This window comes from Terrabacter sp. Ter38 (assembly GCF_024519435.1).
Classification (GTDB): Bacteria; Actinomycetota; Actinomycetes; order Actinomycetales; family Dermatophilaceae; genus Terrabacter.
In genome coordinates this window covers 587799-611776 of the sequence record NZ_JALJRZ010000001.1, presented here as the reverse complement: position 1 = coordinate 611776, position 23978 = coordinate 587799, and the positions used below count along the sequence as shown (strand labels likewise).

The 23978-nt window shown below is 72.0% G+C and carries 23 protein-coding genes; 20 read left to right on the top strand and 3 right to left on the bottom strand.

Annotated elements, in window-relative coordinates; genetic code table 11:
* The first annotated feature begins 10 nt into the window (after positions 1-10).
* The 6 genes from NR112_RS02815 (at position 11) to NR112_RS02790 (ending at position 5343) form a co-directional block, all read left to right on the top strand.
* Complete coding sequence (locus NR112_RS02815) at positions 11-781, top strand: ribonuclease HII (RefSeq protein ID WP_256792459.1); 771 nt, start codon at positions 11-13, stop codon at positions 779-781.
* The gene (locus tag NR112_RS02810; RefSeq protein WP_028785386.1) at positions 778-1098 is read left to right on the top strand and encodes a DUF2469 domain-containing protein; all 321 of its coding nucleotides are present in this window, start codon (positions 778-780) and stop codon (positions 1096-1098) included. The genes NR112_RS02815 and NR112_RS02810 overlap by 4 nt, the downstream gene beginning before the upstream one ends.
* A 102-nt stretch (positions 1099-1200) precedes the next feature.
* Positions 1201-1566: a YraN family protein gene (locus NR112_RS02805; protein WP_256792458.1), complete on the top strand. Its 366-nt coding sequence runs from the start codon at positions 1201-1203 to the stop codon at positions 1564-1566.
* Positions 1566-3128 (top strand): YifB family Mg chelatase-like AAA ATPase, encoded by a 1563-nt coding sequence (locus tag NR112_RS02800; RefSeq protein WP_256792457.1) that lies wholly within the window; start codon positions 1566-1568, stop codon positions 3126-3128. The genes NR112_RS02805 and NR112_RS02800 overlap by 1 nt, the downstream gene beginning before the upstream one ends.
* Positions 3129-3194: 66 nt before the next feature.
* Positions 3195-4298, top strand: a complete 1104-nt coding sequence (gene dprA, locus NR112_RS02795) for a DNA-processing protein DprA (protein ID WP_256792456.1) — start codon at positions 3195-3197, stop codon at positions 4296-4298.
* A gap of 115 nt (positions 4299-4413) precedes the next feature.
* Positions 4414-5343 (top strand): tyrosine recombinase XerC, encoded by a 930-nt coding sequence (locus NR112_RS02790; RefSeq protein WP_256792843.1) that lies wholly within the window; start codon positions 4414-4416, stop codon positions 5341-5343.
* 17 nt (positions 5344-5360) lie between these two features.
* Here the strand turns inward: NR112_RS02790 and NR112_RS02785 are convergent, their stop codons facing one another.
* The 3 genes from NR112_RS02785 to NR112_RS02775 all read right to left on the bottom strand — a co-directional run bounded on the left by NR112_RS02785 (position 5361) and on the right by NR112_RS02775 (position 9425).
* On the bottom strand, positions 5361-5900 hold the full coding sequence (locus NR112_RS02785; protein ID WP_256792455.1) for a peptidoglycan DD-metalloendopeptidase family protein: 540 nt from the start codon (positions 5898-5900) through the stop codon (positions 5361-5363).
* 177 nt (positions 5901-6077) lie between these two features.
* Positions 6078-7268: a pyridoxal phosphate-dependent aminotransferase gene (locus NR112_RS02780; RefSeq protein WP_256792454.1), complete on the bottom strand. Its 1191-nt coding sequence runs from the start codon at positions 7266-7268 to the stop codon at positions 6078-6080.
* Positions 7269-7508: 240 nt separating this feature from the next.
* Positions 7509-9425: a DUF6541 family protein gene (locus NR112_RS02775; RefSeq protein ID WP_256792453.1), complete on the bottom strand. Its 1917-nt coding sequence runs from the start codon at positions 9423-9425 to the stop codon at positions 7509-7511.
* 286 nt (positions 9426-9711) lie between these two features.
* Between NR112_RS02775 and rpsB the strand changes: the two genes are divergently transcribed.
* The 14 genes from rpsB (at position 9712) to rlmN (ending at position 23910) form a co-directional block, all read left to right on the top strand.
* Positions 9712-10674 (top strand): 30S ribosomal protein S2, encoded by a 963-nt coding sequence (gene rpsB / locus NR112_RS02770; RefSeq protein ID WP_256792452.1) that lies wholly within the window; start codon positions 9712-9714, stop codon positions 10672-10674.
* 63 nt (positions 10675-10737) lie between these two features.
* Positions 10738-11568, top strand: coding sequence for a translation elongation factor Ts (gene tsf, locus NR112_RS02765; protein WP_256792451.1), 831 nt, complete (start codon positions 10738-10740; stop codon positions 11566-11568).
* 151 nt (positions 11569-11719) lie between these two features.
* Positions 11720-12313 (top strand): antibiotic biosynthesis monooxygenase, encoded by a 594-nt coding sequence (locus NR112_RS02760; RefSeq protein WP_256792450.1) that lies wholly within the window; start codon positions 11720-11722, stop codon positions 12311-12313.
* 128 nt (positions 12314-12441) lie between these two features.
* Entirely contained in the window at positions 12442-13689 is a 1248-nt protein-coding gene (locus NR112_RS02755) for an NAD(P)/FAD-dependent oxidoreductase (RefSeq protein ID WP_256792449.1), read from the top strand.
* 31 nt (positions 13690-13720) lie between these two features.
* Positions 13721-14035 carry a TusE/DsrC/DsvC family sulfur relay protein gene (locus NR112_RS02750; RefSeq protein ID WP_256792448.1) on the top strand — a complete coding sequence of 105 codons (315 nt, stop codon included), beginning with the start codon at positions 13721-13723 and terminating at the stop codon, positions 14033-14035.
* Positions 14035-14553: a DsrE/DsrF/DrsH-like family protein gene (locus NR112_RS02745; protein ID WP_256792447.1), complete on the top strand. Its 519-nt coding sequence runs from the start codon at positions 14035-14037 to the stop codon at positions 14551-14553. The genes NR112_RS02750 and NR112_RS02745 overlap by 1 nt, the downstream gene beginning before the upstream one ends.
* 113 nt (positions 14554-14666) lie before the next feature.
* A complete protein-coding gene (locus NR112_RS02740) occupies positions 14667-15434 on the top strand; it encodes a response regulator transcription factor (protein WP_256792446.1) in 768 nt (255 codons plus the stop codon).
* Positions 15431-18145: a DUF4153 domain-containing protein gene (locus NR112_RS02735; RefSeq protein ID WP_256792445.1), complete on the top strand. Its 2715-nt coding sequence runs from the start codon at positions 15431-15433 to the stop codon at positions 18143-18145. Before NR112_RS02740 ends, NR112_RS02735 begins: the two co-directional genes overlap by 4 nt.
* A gap of 14 nt (positions 18146-18159) precedes the next feature.
* Positions 18160-19299 (top strand): aminotransferase class V-fold PLP-dependent enzyme, encoded by a 1140-nt coding sequence (locus NR112_RS02730; protein ID WP_256792444.1) that lies wholly within the window; start codon positions 18160-18162, stop codon positions 19297-19299.
* 79 nt (positions 19300-19378) lie between these two features.
* On the top strand, positions 19379-20107 hold the full coding sequence (gene pyrH / locus NR112_RS02725; protein ID WP_256792443.1) for a UMP kinase: 729 nt from the start codon (positions 19379-19381) through the stop codon (positions 20105-20107).
* 113 nt (positions 20108-20220) lie between these two features.
* Complete coding sequence (gene frr / locus NR112_RS02720; protein WP_256792442.1) at positions 20221-20778, top strand: ribosome recycling factor; 558 nt, start codon at positions 20221-20223, stop codon at positions 20776-20778.
* A 16-nt stretch (positions 20779-20794) separates the two neighbouring features.
* Positions 20795-21763, top strand: a complete 969-nt coding sequence (locus tag NR112_RS02715) for a phosphatidate cytidylyltransferase (protein WP_256792441.1) — start codon at positions 20795-20797, stop codon at positions 21761-21763.
* A gap of 3 nt (positions 21764-21766) precedes the next feature.
* The gene (locus NR112_RS02710) at positions 21767-22582 is read left to right on the top strand and encodes an SDR family NAD(P)-dependent oxidoreductase (RefSeq protein ID WP_256792440.1); all 816 of its coding nucleotides are present in this window, start codon (positions 21767-21769) and stop codon (positions 22580-22582) included.
* Between the two features lie 104 nt (positions 22583-22686).
* Positions 22687-23910 (top strand): 23S rRNA (adenine(2503)-C(2))-methyltransferase RlmN, encoded by a 1224-nt coding sequence (gene rlmN / locus NR112_RS02705; RefSeq protein WP_256792439.1) that lies wholly within the window; start codon positions 22687-22689, stop codon positions 23908-23910.
* Positions 23911-23978 lie beyond the last annotated feature (68 nt).

The window sequence follows — 23978 nt, the reverse complement described above, 5'->3', positions numbered from 1 at the left end:
GAGCAGCACCATGGCACGCCCCGCCCCCTCCAAGAAGCCATCGCTGCGCGTCGAGCGCGCCCTGCAGCGATCCGGTCACCGACTCCTCGCCGGCATGGACGAGGTGGGCCGCGGTGCGCTCGCCGGGCCGGTCAGCGTCGGCATCGTCGTCATCGACGAGACCGTGCGCTCGGCGCCGATCGGCGTCAAGGACTCCAAGCTCCTGACCGAGCGCGCTCGCACGGTCCTCGTGCCGCGCATCCAGCGCTGGGCCGTGGCCCACGCCGTCGGGCACGCGAGCCCTGACGAGATCGACGAGATCGGCATCATGGGGGCGTTGCGCCTCGCCGGGACGCGGGCGCTGGCGGGCCTGGGGGTCGTGCCGGACCTCGTCATCCTCGACGGCAACCACGACTGGCTGACGGCCCCGACCGAGGTGGGGCTCTTCGCCTTCGCCGAGGACTCCTCGCCGACCACGCCGCCGGTGACGACGATGATCAAGGCCGACCTGAAGTGTTCGTCGGTCGCGGCCGCGAGCGTGCTGGCCAAGGTCGAGCGCGACGACATGATGGTGGCACTCTCGGCCGACCACCCGGCATACGGCTGGTCGCTCAACAAGGGCTACTCCGCGCCCGAGCACATGGACGCGCTGGCGCGTCTGGGCCCGTGCGAGCTGCACCGCCGCTCGTGGCGCCTGCCCGGCGTGTACGTGGGCGAGCCGGTCGAGGTGTTGAATGAGGGGACGGAGTCGTTCGCTCCGGCGCCCATCACGGCAGAGCAGACAGGGACGGCAATCAGGTGAGTTCGGAAGATCTCGAGAAGTACGAGACCGAGATGGAGCTCCAGCTCTACAAGGAGTACCGCGACGTCGTCGGCCTCTTCACCCACGTCGTCGAGACCGAGCGCCGCTTCTACCTCGCCAACTCGGTCGACGTGAAGGTGCGCAGCGACGGTGGTGAGGTCTTCTTCGACGTCACCATGGCCGACGCCTGGGTCTGGGACATCTACCGTCCCGCGCGGTTCGTCAAGAACGTGCGGGTCGTGACGTTCAAGGACGTCAACGTCGAGGAGCTGCCCAAGCCCGACATCAAGCTCCCGGAGAACGGCGACTTCAGCTGAGCCGTCGGGCGTCGTCCACACCCCCTCGCTGATCGCGTATGCCGTCCACAGCCTCACGCTGACCGGTGTCCTCGCCGGGTCGGAGCCGGGAGGGTGGTCGTCATGGACCTCTCCACCCGCGCCCTCGGCGACTACGGCGAACGGCTCGCCTGCCGCCACCTGATCGCTCAGGGCCTGACGATCATCGACCGCAACTGGCGCTGCGTGCGCGGCGAGATCGACGTCGTCGCCGTCGACGGCCGCGAGCTCGTCGTCTGTGAGGTCAAGACCCGCACGAGCGAGGCCTTCGGCGCGCCGTTCGAGGCCGTGACGTGGCGCAAGCAGCGCCGGCTGCGGCGACTGGCGGGGCTCTGGCGCGACGAGCACGACGAGCTCGCGCGCGGGCTCGCGCTGCGCATCGACGTCATCTCGATCCTGCGTCCGCGCTCGGGACGGGCCAGTCTCCAGCACCTGCGCGGGGTGTGCTGATGGGCACCGGCCTCGGTCGCACGCGGTCGGTCGGGCTGCGTGGGGTGCACGGGTTCGTCGTCGATGTCGAGGCGCACGTGACGCCCGGCCTGCCCGGCTTCGCGATCAGCGGGCTAGGGGACTCGGCGGTCAAGCAGTCGTCCGACCGGATCAAGGCTGCCGCCGCCCTCATCGACGACATGCCGGTCAGCCAGCGTCGCGTCACCGTCAACCTCTCGCCCGCTGGTGAGCGCAAGATCGGCACCGGCTTCGACCTGGCCATCTTCGTCGCGGTCGCCGCCGCGATGCGGCTGGTGCCACCCACGGTCGTGCGCGACCTCGTGCACATCGGCGAGGTGGGCCTCGACGGGACGGTGCGACCCGTCCCCGGCGTACTGCCCCTGGTCCGGGCGGCCGCGATGACGGGGGTGCGTCACGTCGTCGTCCCCGTCGCCAACGCCGGCGAGGCGCGTCTCGTCTCGGGCGTCCGCGTCCATCCCGTGGCCGACGTGACCGAGCTGGTTCGGCGCTACGAGGCGCTGGGCAAGGGCCGGGCGGTCGACGAGGTCCCGGTGCCGCTCGTCGTGCCGCCGGCTCCCGAGCCGGTGCGGGACCTCAGCGAGGTCGTGGGCCAGGCCGACGCCAAGCTCGCCCTCGAGATCGCGGCGGCCGGCGGGCACCACCTGCTGCTCGCCGGTCCACCCGGCGCCGGCAAGACGATGCTCGCGGAGCGGCTGCCGGGTCTGCTGCCGGCCCTCGACGAGGCCGAGTCGATGGAGGTCACGGCGATCCACTCCGTCCTGGGTGCGCTCGGCGCCGGTGAGGACGCGCGCCTCATCTCGAGACCACCGTTCGTCGCGCCGCACCACGGCGCGTCACAGGCAGCCGTCATCGGTGGCGGCAGCGGACACATCCGGCCCGGCGCCATCACCCAGGCTCACCGAGGTGTCCTGTTCCTCGACGAGACCCCCGAGTTCGACAAGGGGGTGCTGCAGTCGCTGCGCACGCCGCTCGAGCGCGGGTCCGTCTCCATCGCCCGCGCCCAGGAGACGGTGACGTTCCCGTCACGCTTCCAGCTCGTCCTCGCCGCGAACCCGTGCCCGTGCGGCAACGGGTGGGGCAAGGGTCTCGACTGCACGTGCACGCCGCTCATGCGCCGCTCCTACTTCGGGAAGCTGAGCGGTCCGCTCCTCGACCGGGTCGACCTGCAGGTCCACGTCCAGCCGCCGGGCCTGTCGATGGCGGGGGCACCTGCAGGCGAGTCCACGACATCGGTGGCCGCGCGGGTGGCCGGGGCGCGCGAGGCCCAGGGCGAGCGCTGGCGCGAGGTGCTCGAGCGCCGTCGCGGGGTCAACGCCGACGTCCCGGGCTCGGTCCTGCGCGGTCGGCCGTGGCGCCTCCCCACCTCGGCGACGACCACGCTCGACCGCGCCCTCGAGAGCGGGTCGCTCAGCCTGCGCGGCTACGACCGCACCCTGCGCTGCGCCTGGACCATCGCCGACGTCATGGGGCTCCAACGCCCCGGGCGTGAGGAGGTCGACCTCGCACTGTCGCTGCGCCACCGGGCCGGGGTGGCCGCGTGAACGCGCGTGGCCGGGACCGCGGGTCGGCTCACGGCCGTCGTCCGGGCTCCGTGCAGGCGGTGTGCCGTGGACGCTGACCGGTTCGCCCGCGCGGCGCTGTCGCGTCTCGCAGAGCCGTGCGACAAGGAGGTGCCGGGTCTCATCGAGGAGCTCGGGGCGGTCGAGACGTTCGAGCGCATCCGCGCCGGGCGGGGCAGCTTGACCCGGTTCCAGGCGCGGCTCGCCACCCTCGACACCGAGCGTGACCTCGACATCGCGGCGAAGGTCGGCGCGCGGGTCGTCGTGCCCGGCGACGACGAGTGGCCGCAAGGGCTCGAGCAGATCCGCGTACCGCCCTACTGCCTCTGGGTCCGCGGACCGCTCGATCTCGCCGAGACGGTGGAGCGGTCCGTCGCGATCGTCGGCTCACGGACCGCCACCGGCTACGGAGAGCAGGTCGCCGCCGACCTCGCGGCCGGCGTCGCACGGAGAGGATGGGCCGTCGTGTCCGGCGCTGCGTTCGGCATCGACGGAAGTGCCCACCGCGGTGCCCTGGCCGTCGACGGCGCCACGGTCGCCGTCCTCGCCGGAGGGGTGGAGCGGCCCTATCCCTCGGCGCACGCCACCCTCATCTCACGGATCGCCCGCGACGGACTCGTCGTGTCGGAGGTGGCCCCCGGGTCGGCGCCGATGAAGTCACGGTTTCTTGCCCGCAACCGGCTCATCGCCGGGATGACGCGCGGCACGATCGTCGTCGAGGCCGACCTCCGCTCCGGCTCGCGCAACACCGTCAAGCACGCGATCGAGGCCGGCCGCCACGTCGGCGCCGTGCCCGGTCCGACCACGTCGATGACGTCGGCCGGCTGTCACCAGGAGATCCGCGACGGCCGGGCGGTCCTCGTCACGAGTGCCGACGAGGTCATCGACCTCGTGGGTGACCTCGGCGACGACGCGTGCGAGCCGGCCCGCGGGCCGGTCCGGCCGGAGGACGACCTGCCACCGCTCGATGCGTCGGTCCTCGAGGTCGTGCCCTTCCGTTCCGGCCTGACCCTCGACGCCATCGTCCGCCAGGTCGCCCTCGCGCCGCTCATGGTTCGGGCGGCGCTCGGACGCCTCGAGCGGCTGGGCCTCGTGACCGAGTCCGCCGGCACCTGGCGCAAACGCCCCCAGCCCCGCACAGCCAGGCCCTGAGCCCACGCCGCCACTCGAGTGAGCGACCCGTCTCCGTCGACTCGGCGTCATGGCTGATGTCGGAGCAGTACTTGCCTAACCCCCCGCGCTTTGCGATGGTGCGGGAGTGACGGATGTGGTCAAGGCGGTACCAGACGTGCTCGGGCGGCACTCGGAGCTGCTCCACGCGTACTCCCGTCACCTCGGCGCCGAGCGGGGCCGCTCGGTCCACACCCGGCGGGCCTACCTCGGCGACGTCCGGCACCTGCTGACCTTCGCCGCTGCCCGCGGGATCGACGAGATCGGCGACCTGCGCATCGGTGACCTCCGGGCGTGGCTGGGGGTCCAGGCCGACGCAGGTGCCGCCCGCGCCACGATCGCGCGCCGCGCCGCCTCTGCGCGCACCTTCCTCCGGTGGGCCGAGCACACCGGACGCATCCCCACGGATCCGTCTCTGCGCCTCGTCGCACCGAAGCGGCATGCCACGCTTCCGGGCGTCCTTCGTCAGGACGAGGCCAGCGAGATGCTCGACCTCGCCGCCACCCGAGCCGACGACGAGGACCCGATCCACGTGCGCGACCGCGCCATGCTCGAGCTGTTGTACGCGAGCGGCATCCGAGTGGGTGAGCTCGCCGGGCTCGACATCGACGAGCTCGACCTGGCGCAAGGCGTCGTGCGCGTCATGGGCAAGGGTGCCAAGGAGCGCGTCGTGCCGTTCGGCGCCCCGGCCGGCCGCGCCATCGAGGCGTGGCTCGCTGTCCGGTCGCGGCTGGTCGGCGAGCACTCTGGATCTGCGCTGTTCCTCGGGAGGCGGGGTCGGCGGGTCGATGCCCGGCAGGTCCGGTCCGTCGTGCACGAGCTGCTCTCGCACCTGCCCGACGCGCCGGACCTCGGTCCGCACGGTCTGCGTCACAGCGCTGCCACGCACCTGCTCGAAGGCGGCGCGGACCTCCGCATGGTGCAGGAGATCCTCGGTCACGCGAGCCTCGCGACGACGCAGATCTACACGCACGTCTCCGTCGACCGGCTGCGGCGCAGCTACGCGCAGGCCCACCCGCGGGCCTGAGTCGTGGGTCCGCGCCGCTAGGGGAGCGGCAGCAGGACGACCGGCGCCCGACCCACGAACGACAGCGGGTCGAGGTAGGTCTCACCACTCAGCACGCCCCAGTGCAGGCAGGTGCGGGGCGCGCAGTGTCCCGGAGTCGACGTCACGACGCCGACCCGGTCCCCGCGAGCCACCGCCGTGCCCGCCGGTGCGGCCGCGGCGGCCGGCTCGAAGGTGCTCCTCAGTCCTCCGTCGTGCCCGACGACGACGACCGCGCGTCCCGCGATGACGCCGGTCCAGGAGATCCGACCCGCTGTCGGGGCCGTGACGGACTGGCCCAGCGTGGCGGCGAGGTCGACACCGCGGTGGCCGGGCAGCCACGGCTGGTCGGGACGGTCGAACCGCCGCACCACCTCCGGGGGCGGGTCGAGCGGCCATGCCCAGCGAGCCGAGGTCGTCGGGGAGGGGAGTGGCCCCCCAGCGGAGACCGGCGTCCCCGACGTGGCTGGCACCGAGCTCATGCTCGTCACGGACGCCGTTGCGAGGACGGCGGTGAGCAGGGCGGAACCGATCGACATGGCCTCATGGTCGTCCGGGTTCAGCAGGGACATCCGGTCCGTCAGAGCACCTGTGGACGACGGTCGTGTCTCCCGAGGACATGTGGACAGCGGCCGGCTGCGTGGCCGGTGGGGGCGGAGCGGCCACTCGAGTCCGACGGGGTGCTCACTCGAGCGGCTGGCGCACTCGCTCGATGGTCAGGGGGTGGTGGGCGCCGGCGACGTGGTCCGGGTGCCCGCGGCGGCGAGGCGTCGACTGGCCTCGAGCAGCACCTCGTCCTTCTTGCAGAAGGCGAAGCGCACCAACGTGCGCGCCGCCTCCTGGTCGTCGTGGAAGACGGACACCGGCACCCCGACCACCCCGGCCAGGTCCGGCAGGCGGCGGGCGAACTCCAGCCCGTCAACGGCACCGAGCGGAGCGGCGTCCGCGATGACGAAGTACGTGCCCGACGGGCGGGCCACCTGCAGACCGGACGCCTCGAGCGCCGAGCACAGCAGGTCTCGCTTGGCCTGGAGCGACTCCCGCAGGCCGGCATACACCTCGTCGCCGAGCCCGAGGGCGAGGGCGACGGCCGGCTGGAACGGTCCGGACGCGACGTACGTGAGGAACTGCTTGACGGTGCGCGCCGCCGCCACCGCCTCGGCAGGACCAGAGAGCCACCCGACCTTCCAGCCCGTGGCCGAGAACGTCTTGCCGCCCGAGCTGATCGTGATGGTGCGGTCGGCCATGCCGGGCAGCGTCGCCATCGGCACGTGCTCAGCGTCGTCGAAGACGAGGTGCTCGTAGACCTCGTCGGTGACGACCCACGCGTCGTGCTCGCGCGCGAGCGACGCCACGAGCTCGAGCTCGGCCCGAGTGAAGACCTTCCCCGTCGGGTTGTGCGGCGTGTTGAGCAGCACGAGACGGGTCCGCGACGAGAACGCCGCCCGCAGGGACACCTCGTCGACCGCGAAGTCGGGGAAGCGGAGCACCGACGTGCGCCGGGTCGCTCCCGCGAGGGCGATCGTGGCGGCGTACGAGTCGTAGTAGGGCTCGAACGTGACGACCTCGTCGCCCGGTTCGCAGAGCGCGAGGACGACCGACGCGATGGCCTCGGTGGCGCCTGCGGTGACGAGCACCTGCGTCGACGGGTCGAGACGGATCCCGTAGAAGCGCTCCTGGTGCGCAGAGACCGCCGCGAGCAGCTCCGGGACCCCGGGGCCCGGCGGGTACTGGTTGCGGCCACCGTCGATCGCGGCCTTCGCCGCCTCGAGCATCTCGCGAGGGCCGTCCGTGTCGGGGAAGCCCTGCCCCAGGTTGATGGCACCGGTCCGGTTCGCGAGCGCCGACATCTCGGCGAAGATCGTCGGCCCGAAGGGCTGCATGCGCGAGATCAGCGGCGAGCTCATGGCCCGAGCGTAACCACGAGCGGAGCCGGCCACGGGTAGAGCCCCCGCCGGGCACCGGCGGGGGCTCTGGCGTCCGCAGCGGCTGTGGAGGGGTCCTTGCCGCGGACGTGGGTCGAGATCCCACCCGGTCAGGGGGTCCTGGTGGGATCTCCACCCCCACCATCGCGCGCAGGCCGACAGCGTTACGCCCCGTCTCACCGTCGGCACGGCAGACCCGAGGGCGTATGCCGTCCGGCCGGCTCAGGAGGCCGCCGCGGCACCCAGCCCGCACCCGGTGACGCGGTAGAGGGTGTAGTCCCCGTCGGTCCGCACGGGCTCGACGCCGTCGACCTCGGCGAGGTTCTCGAGCCCGGACGAGCGCTCCGGGCGGTCGAGCCAGTAGACGTGCGTGGAGTCGATGGCCCAGCGGACGTCGTGGCGCGCCATCGCCGCGCAGACGTCCGGCCGGTTCGCCATGTCGTCGAAGCCGGTGCCGATGACGATCTCGTCGCCGGTCGTGGGGATGGGGATGGAGCGGTAGAGCGTGTTGGTGCCGAACAGCGGCCACATGAGCGGTGAGCCGTTCTCGGGGCGGCCGACGACACCTTGGCCGGGCGGGATGAGGGCGTTGAGCCGGCGCAACGAGTCCTGCGCCTCGAACGACAGGATGACCTTCTGCGGCTCGTCGGGCTGGAAGAAGCCGGTGAGCATCCGCTCACGGGTGGCCCCGTTGAGCCCGAGCGTGAGGACCGGGATGACGAGCACCGCGACGAGCCCGACGACGGCGGGCCGCGACCCGAGTCCGGGCACCTTGCGCAGCAGCTCGCGCAGGGCCGGGGCGGCCGCGGCGACGAGGACGACGCCGGGGACGGCGGCGAGCGAGGCGAGCCGGACCTTGTCGTTGTACCAGTAGCCCGTGATGAGGGAGGTCCACGACATCGTCGACGACGCCGCCATGACGTAGAGGACGACGACGGCGCCCCACATGGCCACGACCGGCAGCGCGGCCCTGGCGCGCAGCGCGATCCAGCCGATCCCGAGGGTGATGAGCACGACGAGGCCCCAGAGCACGTCGGGGATCTGCAGTCGGCCGCCGACGACCTCGACGAGGGCGGTCCAGAACGACACGCGGTCCTTCCACTCGTAGGACTGGGTCGAGGCGAGCTGGGCCGACACGACGGGGGCGGCCACGAGCCCAGCCACTCCGACGACGGCGACGATGGCGAGGTCGCGAGCGACCACCCACCACGAGACGTGGTGCAGCAGCCCCGCCCGCACCCTCGCGGTGACGAACCAGACGAGCGCGAAGAGCACGAGGGCCACGAGCGCGTTGGGCTGGATCATGGCGAGGCCGGGCATGGCGGCGGCGAAGGCGAGCCACTGCCCGATGCGTCCGGACCGCGCGGCCTGGAGCATGAGCGCGAGCGCGCCGGGGGTCAGCGCGGTCGCCATGAGGTTGGGCCACAGGACGCCCCAGCCGAGGAGGATCGTCGGGAAGGCGATGAAGGCCGCGGATGCGAACCCGGCGGCATACGTCACGAGGCGGGAGGTGCCGAGCGCGTGACGCGCGAGGGCCACGCAGCCGACCGGCCACACGAGCGCCGCGAGCACGATCGTCGCGACGTTGGTGCCGGGCAGCACGTCGGCGACGCCGGGCAGGAGGCTCGTCGCGATCCACGAGTGGAAGCCGTTGGGGTAGAAGGTCGGGTTGGCGATCGAGAAGTTGCCGGTCTCGAGGAAGGTCTTGATGCGCCCGAGGTGGTAGACGGCGTCGGGGGAGTCGACGAGCTCGTCGGGTCGCCCGATCGCCGGGAGGATCGTGGCGAGCGCGAGGACGGCGCCGATGGCGATGGCGACGACCGCATCGGGCCGGGGCCGACCGAGGAGGCGACGGGTTGCGCCGAGCTCCGGGTCGTGGCGGCCGAAGAGCCGCATCCCGAGCCAGGCGACGGCCACGGCGAGCGCCGTGACGACGACGAGCGGCAGCAGCCCCCAGCGCACGCCGAGGCGCTGCGCGAGGGTCGCGCAGACGGCGATGATGCCGACGGAGACCGCCGGGGAGACGGCCAGCGCCTCCAGGCCTCGCGCGCCCAGGGCGCGCACGACGAGCCAGCCGGGCAGGAAGAGCACCACCGAGAGGACGGCGAAGGCCGGGATCGTCTCCACCCAGTGCGCCATGCGCGCCATTCTGTCGGGTCGCCACGATTTCTCCACAACCCGGGTCAGGACGTACGATGGTCGGCGGTCCCGTGTGCTCGTCGCACGGACCGCAATTCGCGCGTCTTCTGCCGGTCCGCCGGACCGGGTCACACCACGGCAGTCCCCACCGTTCGCGGCGGGGCGGGGTGCGTCAGGCGCCAGGAGTGAGGTCGTATGCCGCAGGTCGGGCCACGTGATCCACGTGACCGTCCCGCGTCCGCGCCCACGCACAACTGACAACACACAACGCTAGGGAGAACACGGCATGGCCGTCGTCACCATGCGCCAGCTCCTCGAGAGCGGCGTCCACTTCGGGCACCAGACCCGTCGCTGGAACCCCAAGATGAAGCGCTTCATCATGACCGAGCGCAACGGCATCTACATCATCGACCTGCAGCAGTCGCTGACGTACATCAACAACGCGTACGACTTCGTCAAGGAGACGGTCGCCCACGGTGGCACCATCCTCTTCGTCGGCACGAAGAAGCAGGCCCAGGAGCCCATCGCCGAGCAGGCGACGCGCGTCGGCATGCCGTACGTCAACCACCGCTGGCTCGGTGGCATGCTCACCAACTTCCAGACGATCTCCAAGCGCCTCACGCGCCTCAAGGAGCTCGAGGAGCTGAACTTCGACGACGTGGCCGGCTCGGGCTACACGAAGAAGGAGCTGCTCATCCTCAAGCGCGAGATGATCAAGCTCGAGCGCACCCTGGGTGGCATCCGCACCATGGCCAAGGTCCCCTCGGCCGTGTGGATCGTCGACACCAAGAAGGAGCACCTCGCCGTCGACGAGGCGCGCAAGCTCGGCCTCCCGGTCATCGCGATCCTCGACACGAACTGCGACCCCGACGAGGTCGACTACAAGATCCCCGGCAACGACGACGCGATCCGCTCCGTCACGCTGCTGACCCGGGTCATCGCCGACGCCGTCGCCGACGGTCTCGTCCAGCGCTCGTCGGGCAAGTCCGGTGGCGACGCCCAGGCCGAGGAGCCGCTGGCCGAGTGGGAGCGCGAGCTCTACGCCGACGCCGCGACCGCCACGGAGACCACCGAGGCCCCCGCCGCCGAGGCGACCGAGGCTCACGCCGCTGACGCCGCTGACGCCGCTGCGGCCCCGGCCGCTGAGGCGCCGGCTGCCGAGGCCACCGAGGCTCCGGCCGCTGAGGCTCCGGCTGCCGAGGCCACCGAGGCTCCCGCCGAGGCGACGGCCGGTGCCGAGCAGGCCTGACGGCCTTCGCACCAGCCGCATCACACGAGTCAATCTCCACTGACGAAAAGAGCGATACAGAGCATGGCGAACTACACCGCCGCTGACATCAAGGCGCTGCGCGAGCAGACGGGCGCCGGCATGATGGACGTCAAGAAGGCGCTCGACGAGGCCGAGGGCGACCGCGCCAAGGCCATCGAGATCCTTCGCGTCAAGGGCCTCAAGGGCGTCACGAAGCGTGAGGGCCGCTCGGCCTCCAACGGCCTCGTGGCGGCCTCGGCCACCGACGGCGTCGGCACCCTGGTCGAGGTCAACTGCGAGACCGACTTCGTCGCGAAGGGCGAGAAGTTCATCGCCCTGGCCGACCAGGTCCTCACGCAGGCTGTCGCCGCCGGCGCGACCGACGCCGACTCGCTCCTCGCCAGCACGCTCGAGGACGGCAAGACCGTCCAGGAGCTGCTCGACGAGGCCAACGCCACCATCGGCGAGAAGATCGAGGTCCGCCGCGTGGCGCGCCTCGAGGGCGACAAGGTCGTGTCCTACCTCCACAAGACGAGCCCCGACCTGCCCGCGCAGATCGGTGTCCTCGTCGCGCTCGAGGGTGGCGACGAGACCGTCGGTCGCGACGTCGCGATGCACATCGCCGCGTTCAGCCCCACGGTGCTGACGCGCGAGGAGGTCCCGGCCGAGACGGTCGAGAACGAGCGTCGCGTCGCCGAGGCCACGGCCAAGGAGGAGGGCAAGCCCGAGGCTGCACTTCCCCGCATCATCGAGGGTCGCGTCAACGGCTTCTTCAAGGAGAACGTCCTGCTCGAGCAGGCCTTCGCCAAGGACGCCAAGAAGACCGTCGGCAAGGTGCTCGAGGAGGGCGGCGCCACGGCGAAGTCCTTCGCGCGCTTCCGCGTCGGCCAGTGAGGTCCTGACCTCCTTCGTGCCGTCGCACCACGCGTAGCGCCGAACCCGCGCATCACGACGACGTATGCCGGTCGCCCCCTCCGGGGCGGCCGGCATCGTCGCGTTCCGGGGCCGTCACCGGCCGCCCCGGACCCACCCCAGGAGGAGCCCCATGAGCACCACCACCCACACGCCGACCGTCGCCGAGGTCGACGGTCCGCTGACCGTCTCCATCACCCGTCGCGTGGCTCCCGAGGACGAGATGCTCATGCAGGCCTGGGTCCACGCCGGAACCTCGATGGCCGAGCGCTTCGAGGGCTTCCTCGGCGCCGGATGGGTGCGGTCCGGCCCCGAGGACTGGCACATGCTCTACCGGTTCGACTCGCGCGCCCACCTCGACACGTGGGAGCGGTCGCCGGAGCGGCTGCGGTGGCTGCGCTCGGCGGCGGACCTCGTCGAGCACCGCCGCACGGAGTACCGCACCGGCATCGAGGGCTGGTTCGACGAGCCGGCGTCGTCGTCGGTGCACGAGGCCGGAGCTGACGCGCCGACGGGACCGCCGCCGCGCTGGAAGCAGGCGAGCGTCATCTGGATCGCCTTCTTCCCGACCAGCCTCGCGCTGTCCTACCTCCTCTCGCCGTTCGGCGGCGACTGGCCTGTCATCCTGCGCGTCCTCGTGACGACACTGCTCGCGACGCCCTGGATGACCTACGTCTTCCTCCCGTTCGTGACGCGGCTCTTCGGTCGGTGGCTCAAGGCCGACTGACCACTGGCGTCCAGCTGACAGCGATGTCGGCGAAATCGCTTGTGAGGCAAGCCTTTGTCTCTCACCTCACAGTCCCTCTGTCTGGTGGCTCACAGCGCTCCTGATACCCACGGGGGTACTTTTGGAGCATGACCACCACCATGAGAACCCTCGTGGTCCTGGGAGCGGGCACGGCCGGCACCATGGTCGTGAACAAGCTGAGGCACCGTCTCCCCACCAGCGAGTGGCGCATCACCGTCGTCGACAAGGACGACCTGCACGACTACCAGCCGGGCTACCTCTTCCTGCCCTTCGGGCTCATCGAGCCGGAGCAGGTCAGAAGGACCCGTCACGGTCTCATCACCCAGGGTGTCGAGCTCGTGCTCGGCGACGTCGACCGCGTCGACCCGCAGGCCCGTGAGGTGTCGCTCCTCGACGGGCGCACCCTCGTCTACGACGAGCTCGTCATCGCCTCCGGCACGAGCCCGCGTCCCGACCAGACGCCGGGGATGCTCGGGGCCGAGTGGCACCGCAGCGTCGGCGAGTTCTACACCTACGACGGCGCCCTGGCGCTCCGCGAGTCGCTCGCCGGTTTCTCGGGCGGCCGGCTCGTCGTGCACGTCACCGAGATGCCGATCAAGTGCCCGGTGGCGCCCCTCGAGTTCGCGTTCCTCGCCGACGACTTCCTGCGCCGCCGGGGTCTGCGCGATCGCTCCGAGATCGTCTACGTGACCCCGCTCGACGGCGCCTTCACCAAGCCGGTCGCGAGCCGCGAGCTGGGCCACCTGCTCGCCGACAAGGGGATCACCCTCGAGACCGACTTCATGGTCGAGCACGTGGACCAGGACCGGCGCGTCCTCGTGTCCTACGACGAGCGCGAGGTCGCCTACGACCAGCTCGTGACGATCCCGCTCAACATGGGCGCCGACTTCGTCACCCGGTCGGGACTCGGCGACGAGCTCAACTACGTCCCGGTCGACAAGCACACGATGCGCTCGACCGAGCACCCGGCGATCTGGGTCCTCGGCGACGCGAGCACCATCCCGACCTCCAAGGCCGGCTCCGTCGCGCACTTCTCCGTCGAGGTGTTCGTCGACAACTTCGTCGAGCACGCTCGCGGGCAGGCCATGACCCACTCCTTCGACGGGCACGCCAACTGCTTCGTCGAGTCCGGTGGCGGCAAGGCGATGCTCCTCGACTTCAACTACGACACCGAGCCGCTGACCGGCACGTTCCCGCTGCCTCGCCTGGGTCCCATGACCCTGCTCAAGGAGTCGCGGGCCAACCACGTCGGCAAGCTCGCGTTCCGCCACATCTACTGGAACCTCCTGCTCCCCGGACGACCTCTCGGTCTGCCCGCGCAGATGTCGATGGCGGGGAAGGTCCCCGCCGCCTGAGCTCGACCAGACACAGACAAGGAGCGTCACCATGCCCACCACGACGATCGCCGGCCAAGCCGTCGAGGTCAACGACGAGGGCTTCCTCACCCGTCCCGACCAGTGGTCCGACGACCTCGGCACCGAGCTCGCCCGGCTCATCGGGATCGAGCTGACGGCCGACCACTGGAAGCTCGTCCACTTCCTCCGCGACGACTTCGCCCACCAGCGCGAGACCGCGACCCTCCGCCGCGTCAGCACGCAGACCGGCACCCCGATCAAGTCCCTCTTCGACCTCTTCCCCGGCAAGCCGGCCAAAAAGATGGCCTACGTCGCGGGGCTGCCCAAGCCGAAGGGATGTGTGTGATGACCACGCACGCCGACCAGACCACCCCGTTCGTGCCGAGGTTCGACGCGCCCGAGTCGCAGGGCCGCAAACTGGCGATCATCTGCAGCAAGGGCAACCTCGACATGGCCTACCCGGGCCTCATCCTCGCCAACGCGGCCCTGGGGGAGGGCGTCGAGACGCACCTCTTCTTCACCTTCTGGGGCTTCGACATGATCAACAGGAAGACCTCGGGCGACCTGAAGTTCACGATGCTCGGCAACACCGCGACGCACATGCCGCAGGGCCTCGGCGGGATCCCTGGGATGACGCACCTCGCCACGTCGCAGATGAAGAAGGCCATCGCCGACCTCGACGTGCCCGAGGTCCCGGAGTTCCTCGACCAGATCGTCGGCTCGGGCGGCCACCTGTGGGCCTGCCGGATGTCGGCGGACATGCAGCACCTGACCGAGGGCGACCTCCGCGACGACGTCGAGGGGATCATCTCGGCCTCGGACTTCATCGAGCTGACGGAGGGCGCGCAGCTGCTCTTCATCTGAGCCACCGTGGTGGGTGGGTGTGGCCGCTCGGGCCGATGGGCCCGGCCGGCCTTCACACGATCTCCACACGTCGCACCCTCGCCACCCGCGCGCCCGCTCCTAGGCTCAGGGGCATGAACCAGGGGTATGCCGCACCGTCCTCGAGCGCCCACGCTCCCGTGCTGCTCGTGGTCGAGGACGATCCGACGATCAACCAAGCCGTCACGGATCGACTTGTGGCAGAAGGCTTCCGGGTGGTCCAAGCCTTCGACGGGCCCGGCGCCGTCGCCGCCCACGCGGAGCACGCCCCAGACCTCGTCGTCCTCGACCTCATGCTGCCCGGCTTCGACGGGCTCGAGGTGTGCCGACGCATCCAGGGGGAGCGCCTGGTGCCGGTCCTCATGCTCACGGCGCGCGCGGACGAGACCGACCTCCTCGTCGGTCTCGGGGTCGGCGCCGACGACTACGTGACCAAGCCGTTCCGCATGCGTGAGGTCGTCGCCCGCATCCGTGCCCTGCTGCGTCGCGTCGAGCGGGCGCGCGAGCTTGCAGCCGAGCAGCCGCCCGTGCTGACGGTCGGCGACCTGACCGTCGACCGCGGGTCGCGGCGCGTGTCGGCTCGGGGGAGCGAGGTGCACCTGACGCCGCTCGAGTTCGACCTGCTGCTGGCGCTCGCCGCCGAGCCGGGCGCCGTGCGCGAGCGAGACGAGCTGATGCGCGAGGTCTGGGGCTGGGCGGACGCCGGCGGCACCCGCACCCTCGACAGCCACGTGAAGTCGCTCCGCGCCAAGATCGGGGCCGACCGCGTCCGCACCGTCCACGGCGTCGGCTACGCGCTCGAGGCGGCCGCCGCCCCCGACCACGACAGCACCCCCGGAACGCCCGACGAGGCGGGGTCGTGAACGCCGACCGGCCGCTCGACGGCATCCGCTCGATCAAGGCCAAGCTCGGTCTGCTCGTCGCGGCCAGCATCGTGGCCGCCTCGCTCGTCTCCGTCATCGGCGACCGGGCCGGTGTGCCCGGCTGGCTGACGCTCCCGGTGACGGTCGCCGCCGCACTCGGGGTCACCCAGTGGCTGGCCCGCGGGATGACCTCACCGCTGCGCGAGATGACGACGGCGGCATCACGGATGGCGACGGGGGACTACTCGCAGCGCGTCACGGCGACGTCCGCCGACGAGGTGGGGGTGCTCGCCGACGCCTTCAACACCATGGCCGCCGACCTCGCCGGCGCCGACCAGCAGCGACGCCAGCTCGTCGCCACGGTCTCCCACGAGCTGCGCACGCCGCTCGCCGCCCAGCAGGCGCTCCTCGAGAACCTCGTCGACGGTGTCGTGCGCCCCGATGACGTCGTCCTGCGCACCGCCTTGGCCCAGGCCGAGCGACTCGGGACGCTCGTCGGCGACCTGCTCGACCTCAGCCGCGTCGACGGCGGCCGCGCCCCGCTCGCGCTCGCGGACGTCGACGTCCGCGGGCTCGTCGAGGGAGCCGTGGCCGAGGCCGGCGTCTCCCGGCGCGGCGCCGTCCACGTCGTCGACGTCCCCGCCGACCTGCGCGTCACCGGGGACGCGGCCCGCCTCGCCCAGCTGCTCGCCAACCTGCTCGACAACGCCGACCGGCACAGCCCGGCCGGTGGACGCGTCACCGTGAGCGCGGGGCCCGACGGCCCCGACCGGTGGTGGCTCATGGTCGCCGACGAGGGGCCGGGCATCCCGCCCGAGCACGTGCACCGGATCTTCGACCGGTTCGGATCGGGCGACGACGCCGGGGGAGGCACGGGCATCGGGCTCGCCATCGCGAGCTGGGTGTGCGAGCTGCACGGCGGGTCCATCTCCGCGGTCTCGCCCCCCGAGGAAGAGCGCGGCGCCCGACTCCGGGCCGTCCTGCCGCGCAACGCTGCCCGCACCTCGCCGTATGCCACCGAGGGCCTCGCGGATGTCCCCTCCGGTCCCGCGAGCCAGACCGTCACCACCGACGCGACCGCGCACACCGCGGCGCCCGACCCTGAGGAGCCCACCGTGTCCGCACCCGTCCCCGCCGCGGCGGGACCCACCCCGGCCGGAGGGCCCGGCGTCCCCGGCGCGGAGGCGCGCCCGACGGCATACGCCGGCGTTCCGGTCGGGGCGCCCAAGCCCGTCGTCGACTCGCTCTTCGGCGACCTCTGGCCCGAGGCCGGCCTCGGGCCGCAGGTGCGCCTGCTGCTGCTCTGTCTCGGCGTCGGCGTCCTGTCCGCGGTCGTCCTGCCCTACCGCGACATCGGGGTCGCCCTCTTCGGGGTGCTCCTGCTCGGCGGCGTCGTGCTCTGGCGCACGACGCGCCACCGGGCGCGCCTCTGGACCACGGTCAGCAGCGTGCTCTGCGTCGGCCTCGCCTCCTTCTCGGTGCTTCGAGCCGCCGAGTGGCTCACGGTCATCTCCGTCATGCTCGGGGTCGTCGTGCTCACCACGGCCCTCTCCGACGCCAAGGGATTCCTCTCCGTCGTCGCCGGCTTGGCCTCCTGGCCTCTCGCCGCCGTGCGCGGCCTGCCGCTCCTCGGGCGCACCGTCGCCGCGACGAGCCGCATCCACGTCGTCTGGCCGGTCGTACGCACGGCCGCCATCTCGCTCGTCGCGCTCGTCGTCTTCGGCGGCCTCTTCGCCTCCGGTGACGCGGTCTTCGGGTCGTGGGCGCAGGCGATCGTGCCGCACGTCGCGTGGGACGGGCTGACCTTCCGCTTCTTCGTCGGCTTCGTCATGGGTGGCGCCCTGCTCGCCGCCGGCTACGTCGCCCTCAACCCGCCGCGCGTCGACCGGGTCTCCCTGCCGGAGGGACGCCCCGTGGCCCGGGTCTGGGAGTGGGTCGTGCCCGTCGGTCTCGTCGTCGCCCTCTTCGCCGCGTTCGTCGTCGCCCAGGCTGCGGCGCTCTTCGGCGGTCACGACTACGTCCAGCGCACGACGGGGCTGACGTACGCCGAGTACGTCCACCAGGGCTTCGGCCAGCTCACGGCCGCCACGGTGCTCACCCTCGCGACCGTGGCGCTCGCGGTCCGCAAGGCGCCACGCTCCACGTCCCGCGAGCGCCTCGTGCTGCGGATGGTGCTCGGAGCGCTGTGCGCCCTGACGCTCGTCGTCGTCGGCTCGGCCCTGCACCGGATGGACCTCTACCAGCAGGCCTACGGCTTCACGCTCCTCCGGGTGCTCGTCGACGGGTTCGAGCTCTGGCTCGGGCTGCTCGTCGTGCTCGTCATCGTCGCGGGGGTGCGTCTCTCGGGCTGGTGGCTGCCGCGGGCGGCGCTCGTCTCCGCCGTTGCCATCGTGCTCGTCGGGGGCCTGGCCAACCCCGAGGCGTGGGTCGCACAGCGCAACATCGACCGCTATCAGGCGACGGGCAAGCTCGACGCGGCCTACCTCCGGACGCTGGGGGCTGACGCCACCCCGGCGATCGTCGCCGGCCTCCCGCGCGGCGTCTCGGCCTGCATCGTGCTCCCGTCGACGATCTCGGCACGCGCCTCCCGCGAGGACGCCCTGTCGTGGAACCTCGGCCGCTCCCGGGAGGCCTCGGTGGACGTCGCGCCGATGACCCCCGTCGAGGCGGCCCGGTGCCCGGGCCTGATGGCCGGAGGTCTCAACCCCTGAGGCAGGATGTCCGGGTGCGCCGCGACATCGCCGATCTCTTCGAGCTCGACCCGGCCCTGACCCACCTCAACCACGGTGCGTTCGGGGCGGTGCCCCGCTCGGTCCGCGAGGCGCAGGACCGGGCCAGGGCCCGCGTCGAGAGGGCACCGATGCGGGCCTTCCGCGACGATCTCCCCGCGGCGCTCGCCGGAGCCCGCGAGGCGGCGGCGGACTTCCTCGGCGTGCCGGCCGGGTCCACCGCCCTCGTGCGCAACGTCACCGAGGCAGTCGGGGTCGTGCTCCAGGGGCTCGGCATCGGGTCCGGTGACGACGTCGTCGTCGGCAACCACGGCTACCTCACGGCCGGCTGGTCCGCCGAGGCGCGCGGCGGCACGCTGCGAACGGCGGTCTTCGGAGTCGACAGCGACCCGGACGACGTCGTGGCGGCCTTCGCGGCCGCCGTGACCGAGCGCACCCGTCTCGTCGTCATCGACCAGATCACCTCCCCGACGGCCCTCGTCCTCCCGGTCGCCGAGGTGGCAGCCGCCGTCGCACCCGTCCCGGTGCTCGTCGACGCGGCCCACGTGCCCGGAGCCCTGCCGGACCTCGATGTCGAGGCGCTCGGGGTCGCGTTCTGGGCGGGCAACCTGCACAAGTGGGCCTACACGCCGCGCGCCGCCGCCACGCTCTGGGTGGCTCCCGAGCACCGCGACGCGATGCGTCCCCTCGTCACCTCGTGGAGTCACGGGCTCCCCTTTCCCGAGCGCTTCGACCTCCAGGGCACCGTCGACCACTCGTCGTGGGTGGCCGTGCCCGACGGCCTGGCCGCCTGGGCCGCCCTCGGTGGCTGGGATCAGGTCCGGTGCAACGCGGACCTGCTCCGGCGCGGGACCGAGCTCGTGCGCGACGCGCTCGGCACGGACGACCCGCACGGCGGCATACCCTCCGCCCCGTGCCTGCGCCTCGTCGCGCTGCCCGACGGGGTGGCGACGACGACGGAGGGGGCCGAGGCCCTGTGGCAGCGGTTGTATGCCGCCGGGATCGTCGTGCCGCCCGTCGCCTTCGGCGGTCGTGGCTACGTGCGGCTCGCCGCCGCGCCGTACAACGACGAGGACGACTACGCCCGCCTCGCAGCCGCGCTGCCGGGCCTGCTGTCCCAGGTCCGCACGGCGTGAACCCGATGCGGCCGATGTCCGCCGGATGTGGAAAGATCGACCGACCGCCGGAACGCTGCCCACGAGGAGGCCCTGCGCCATGACCGACGCCCAGACAACCCCCTTCCACCGGGTCCTTCTCAAGCTCTCCGGTGAGGTGTTCGGGGGCGGGAGCATCGGCCTCGACCCGGCCGTCGTCGCCGGCATCGCCCAGCAGATCGCCGACGCCGTGCGCGGCGGTGTCGAGGTCGCCGTCGTCATCGGCGGCGGCAACTTCTTCCGCGGCGCCGAGCTCCAGCAGCGCGGCATGGACCGCACGCGAGCCGACTACATGGGCATGCTCGGCACCGTCATGAACTGCCTCGCCCTCCAGGACTTCCTCGAGAAGGAGGGCATCGAGACGCGGGTGCAGTCCGCGATCGCGATGCAGCAGGTCGCCGAGCCGTACATCCCGCGCCGGGCCATCCGCCATCTCGAGAAGCACCGGGTCGTCATCTTCGGCGCCGGCGCCGGCATGCCGTTCTTCTCCACCGACACGGTCAGCGCCCAGCGCGCCCTCGAGATCAAGTGCGACGCGGTGCTCATCGCCAAGAACGGCGTCGACGGCGTCTACGACTCCGACCCGCGCACCAACCCGGACGCCAAGAAGCTCGAGACGGTCACGTTCCAGGACGCCATCGTGGAGGGGCTCAAGGTCGTCGACGCGGCGGCCTTCAGCCTCTGCATGGAGAACAAGCTGCCCATGGTCGTCTTCGGCATGGAAGGCGCCGGTAACATCACGCGCGCCCTGCTCGGTGAGAAGATCGGCACGTTGGTCACCAACGCCTGAGCGCCGCGGCCGCCGCCGCGGGGGGAGCACGACCACCGCGAAGCACCGAACCACCTGTCAGCCCTGAACCACCCCGCAGCACCCCACGAACGAGGGACGAGGAAGCCAGAGCCATGATCGAAGAGACGATGTTCGAGGCCGAGGAGAAGATGGACAAGGCCGTCGAGGTCCTCAAGGAGGACTTCGCGGGCATCCGCACCGGGCGCGCCAACCCGGGCCTGTTCAACAAGCTCACGGTCGAGTACTACGGCGCGCCGACGCCGCTGCAGCAGCTCGCCTCGTTCCAGAACCCCGAGCCCCGCACGATCCTCGTCATCCCGTTCGACAAGTCGGCGATGCACGAGATCGAGCGCGCCATCCGCGACTCGGACCTCGGCGTCAACCCGAGCAGCGACGGCAACCAGATCCGCTGCGTCATGCCGGAGCTGACTGAGGAGCGCCGCCGCGAGTACATCAAGCTCGCCAACCACAAGGCGGAGGAGGCTCGGGTCTCGGTGCGCAACATCCGTCGCAAGGCCAAGACCGACCTCGACAAGTTCGTCAAGGACGGCGACGTGGGTGAGGACGACGGGTCGCGTGCCGAGAAGGAGCTCGACGGCCTGACCAAGAAGCACACCGACCTCGTCGACGGACTCGTCAAGGCCAAGGAGGCCGAGCTGCTCGAGGTGTGACCTCGATGCTCGACCGATGATGACCACTGACTCCCCGTCGGACCCCGTGGATCCCGCGCCCGCGGCCCAGGCCGGCGACGGCGGGGCCGGGCCGCTCGAGCCCGTCCCCTACGACCCTGCCCTCGACGAGCTCGCGGGTCTCCCCGCAGACGTGGTCATCGAGCAGAAGCAGAGCCGCGCGGGGCGCAACCTACCGGCGGCCATCGGAGTGGGAGTCGGCCTGGGAGTGCTCATCGTCGCGACCCTGCTCATCCGCAAGGAGTCGTTCATCGTCCTCGTCGCGCTCGCCGTGGCCGTGGGCATCTGGGAGCTGCGGGCCGCGCTGCGCCACGCCGCCGTGCAGGCGCCTCTCGTGCCACCGGTCGTCGGCATGGTCGGCATGCTGTGGGCGGCCTACGTGCACGGTCCTGCCGGCCTCGTGGTGGCGTGGTCGCTGACGTGCCTGGCCGTCGTGCTCTGGCGCGGCACGGGACGCCTCGACGGAGCGGGGCGCGACGTCCTCGGCGGCATCTTCATCGCCACCTACCCGACGTTCCTCGTCGGCTTCGCCATCCTGCTGCTCGCACCCGAGGACGGCGTCGCTCGTCTCTTCGTCTTCCTCATCACGACCGTGTGCAGCGACGTCGGCGGGTATGCCGCGGGCGTCCTCTTCGGCAAGCACCCCATGGCTCCCACCATCAGCCCCAAGAAGTCGTGGGAGGGCTTCGCGGGCTCGGTGCTGCTGTGCGTCGTCGCCGGCTCGCTCACCGTCCACTTCCTGCTCGACCACGCGTGGGTGATCGGGATCGCCCTCGGTGTGGGGGTGGCCGTCGCCGCGACGGTCGGTGACCTCATGGAGTCGCTCATCAAGCGCGATCTCGGCATCAAGGACATGTCCAACATCCTTCCCGGGCACGGGGGCGTCATGGACCGGCTCGACTCGCTCGTCGTCGTCGTCCCCATCGTCTGGGCCGTGCTGACGCTCCTCGCCGCCAAGCCGGGCTGACGGGTGGCCGCGGACCGGGCGTCCGGCTCCGAGGCCGCGCCCTTCGACCAGACCGGTCGGGTCGTGCTCGTGACCGGTGCCGGCAGCGCGAGCGGCATCGGCTTCGCCGCCGCACGGATGCTCGGCCGTCTCGGTGCCGCCGTTGTCGTCGCGGCCACGACCGACCGGGTGCACGAACGCGTCGCCGAGCTCCGTCGTGGCGGCGTGGTGGCCAGCGGCCACGTCGGCGACCTGACCCGCGAGCCGGAGGCCGGAGGGCTCGTGGCCGCCTGCCTCGCAGAGCACGGTCGTCTCGACGTCGTCGTCAACAACGCCGGCATGACGAGCGCCGCCGACCCCGACCCGCTCGGCGGGGACCTGGGGTCCACCGACCCCTCGCGCTGGCGAGGCTCGCTCGCCCGCAACCTCGACACCGCCTATCTCGTGAGTCGGGCCGCCTTGCCGCACCTTCGGGCGTCCGGGGCCGGCAGGCTCGTGCTCGTCAGCAGCGTCACCGGCGGCGTCATGGCGATGCGCGGCGAGGTTGCCTACGCCACGGCCAAGGCCGCCCTCGTCGGGCTCGCGCGGGCCCTCGCCGTCGATGAAGGGGTGCACGGCACCACGGTCAACGCCGTCGCGCCGGGCTGGGTCGCCACCGGCTCGCAGACCGACGAGGAGGCCGGCGAGGGGCGGGCCACGCCGCTCGGTCGCTCCGGCAGCCCCGACGAGGTCGCTGCGGCCATCGCCTTCCTCGCCAGCCGTGAGGCGTCCTACGTCACGGGCCAGGTCCTCGTCGTGGACGGCGGCAACGCGGTCAGCGAGCAGCGCGCGCAGGCGTGACCCTGACGCGGGCACCGGCTTGCGGGAGGGCGGCATACGCCCTCGGTGGCGGCGACTGCGTCGGGGCGACCCGTTTTGACTCCACCTGAGAGACTGGTGGGGAGATGACCGACACCCCAGCCCCCGCGTCCGAGTCCGCCCCCGAGAGCGCTTCCGTGCCGACGCCCGTCGTGCTGCCCGAGCCGACGACCGCCCGCCCCGTGCCGGGACAGCTCACCTTCCAGGCGCCGCGTCGCGGCAAGCCGCCGCGGCACCTCGCCGACTTCACGCCGGCCGAACGCAAAGAGGCCGTCGAGTCCTTGGGGCACAAGGGTTTCCGAGCCAAGCAGCTCTCGACCCACTATTTCGAGCGGCTCGAGGACGATCCCGAGCAGATGACCGACCTGCCGAAGGCCGTGCGGTCCGAGCTCGTCGCCGGCCTGCTGCCGACGCTGCTGACGCCGATCGTCCAGCGTGTCGCCGACGACGGCCAGACGATGAAGTACGCGTGGCGGCTGCACGACGGCGCGATCGTCGAGTCCGTGCTGATGCGCTACCCCAAGCGCGTCACCATCTGCATCTCGAGCCAGGCCGGCTGCGGCATGAACTGCCCGTTCTGCGCGACCGGCCAGGCCGGCCTGACCCGCAACATGTCCGCCGGTGAGATCGTCGAGCAGGTCGTCTGGGCGGCTCGGGCACTGCGACGGGGTGAGCTCGCCGGGGGCGGTGACGAGGACCGCGAGGCACCGCTGCGCGTCAGCAACGTCGTCTTCATGGGCATGGGCGAGGCCCTCGCCAACTACAAGGCGTCCATCGGCGCGATCCGCCGGCTCACCGACCCGGCGCCCGACGGCCTCGGCATGTCGGCCCGCGGCATCACGATGTCGACGGTCGGGCTCGTCCCCGGCATCGACAAGCTGACGGCCGAGGGCATCCCGGTGACCCTCGCCCTCTCCCTGCACGCCCCCGACGACGAGCTGCGCAACGAGCTCGTGCCGATCAACACCCGGTGGTCCGTCGACGAGGCGCTCGACGCGGCCTACCGCTACTTCGAGGCCACTGGCCGTCGCGTGTCCATCGAGTACGCCCTCATCCGCGACATCAACGACCAGGGTTGGCGCGCCGACCTGCTCGGCGAGAAGCTCAACCGGCGGGGTCGCGGGTGGGTGCACGTCAACCCGATCCCGCTCAACCCGACGCCCGGCTCGAAGTGGACCGCGAGCCGCCCCGGCGTCGAGCAGAACTTCGTCGAGCGCCTGCGCGCCCACGGCATCCCGACGACGATCCGGGACACCCGCGGCCAGGACATCGACGGGGCCTGCGGCCAGCTCGCCGCCTCGACGGCCTGACCCGCGTACGCTGACGGGGTCGTGCCCGGCTCGGGCAACTGGCGACCAGTCGCCGGGCAGAGCGCGGG

Excerpts from the sequence above, each read along its gene's own strand:
- NR112_RS02815 (WP_256792459.1), top strand. The coding sequence starts at position 11 with ATGGCACGCCCCGCCCCCTCCAAGAAGCCATCGCTGCGCGTCGAGCGC.
- NR112_RS02805 (WP_256792458.1), top strand. The coding sequence starts at position 1,201 with ATGGACCTCTCCACCCGCGCCCTCGGCGACTACGGCGAACGGCTCGCC.
- NR112_RS02800 (WP_256792457.1), top strand. The coding sequence starts at position 1,566 with ATGGGCACCGGCCTCGGTCGCACGCGGTCGGTCGGGCTGCGTGGGGTG.
- NR112_RS02785 (WP_256792455.1), bottom strand. The coding sequence starts at position 5,900 with ATGTCGATCGGTTCCGCCCTGCTCACCGCCGTCCTCGCAACGGCGTCC.
- NR112_RS02780 (WP_256792454.1), bottom strand. The coding sequence starts at position 7,268 with ATGAGCTCGCCGCTGATCTCGCGCATGCAGCCCTTCGGGCCGACGATC.
- NR112_RS02775 (WP_256792453.1), bottom strand. The coding sequence starts at position 9,425 with ATGGCGCACTGGGTGGAGACGATCCCGGCCTTCGCCGTCCTCTCGGTG.
- rpsB (WP_256792452.1), top strand. The coding sequence starts at position 9,712 with ATGGCCGTCGTCACCATGCGCCAGCTCCTCGAGAGCGGCGTCCACTTC.
- tsf (WP_256792451.1), top strand. The coding sequence starts at position 10,738 with ATGGCGAACTACACCGCCGCTGACATCAAGGCGCTGCGCGAGCAGACG.
- NR112_RS02760 (WP_256792450.1), top strand. The coding sequence starts at position 11,720 with ATGAGCACCACCACCCACACGCCGACCGTCGCCGAGGTCGACGGTCCG.
- NR112_RS02755 (WP_256792449.1), top strand. The coding sequence starts at position 12,442 with ATGACCACCACCATGAGAACCCTCGTGGTCCTGGGAGCGGGCACGGCC.
- NR112_RS02750 (WP_256792448.1), top strand. The coding sequence starts at position 13,721 with ATGCCCACCACGACGATCGCCGGCCAAGCCGTCGAGGTCAACGACGAG.
- NR112_RS02745 (WP_256792447.1), top strand. The coding sequence starts at position 14,035 with ATGACCACGCACGCCGACCAGACCACCCCGTTCGTGCCGAGGTTCGAC.
- NR112_RS02740 (WP_256792446.1), top strand. The coding sequence starts at position 14,667 with ATGAACCAGGGGTATGCCGCACCGTCCTCGAGCGCCCACGCTCCCGTG.
- pyrH (WP_256792443.1), top strand. The coding sequence starts at position 19,379 with ATGACCGACGCCCAGACAACCCCCTTCCACCGGGTCCTTCTCAAGCTC.
- frr (WP_256792442.1), top strand. The coding sequence starts at position 20,221 with ATGATCGAAGAGACGATGTTCGAGGCCGAGGAGAAGATGGACAAGGCC.
- NR112_RS02715 (WP_256792441.1), top strand. The coding sequence starts at position 20,795 with ATGATGACCACTGACTCCCCGTCGGACCCCGTGGATCCCGCGCCCGCG.
- rlmN (WP_256792439.1), top strand. The coding sequence starts at position 22,687 with ATGACCGACACCCCAGCCCCCGCGTCCGAGTCCGCCCCCGAGAGCGCT.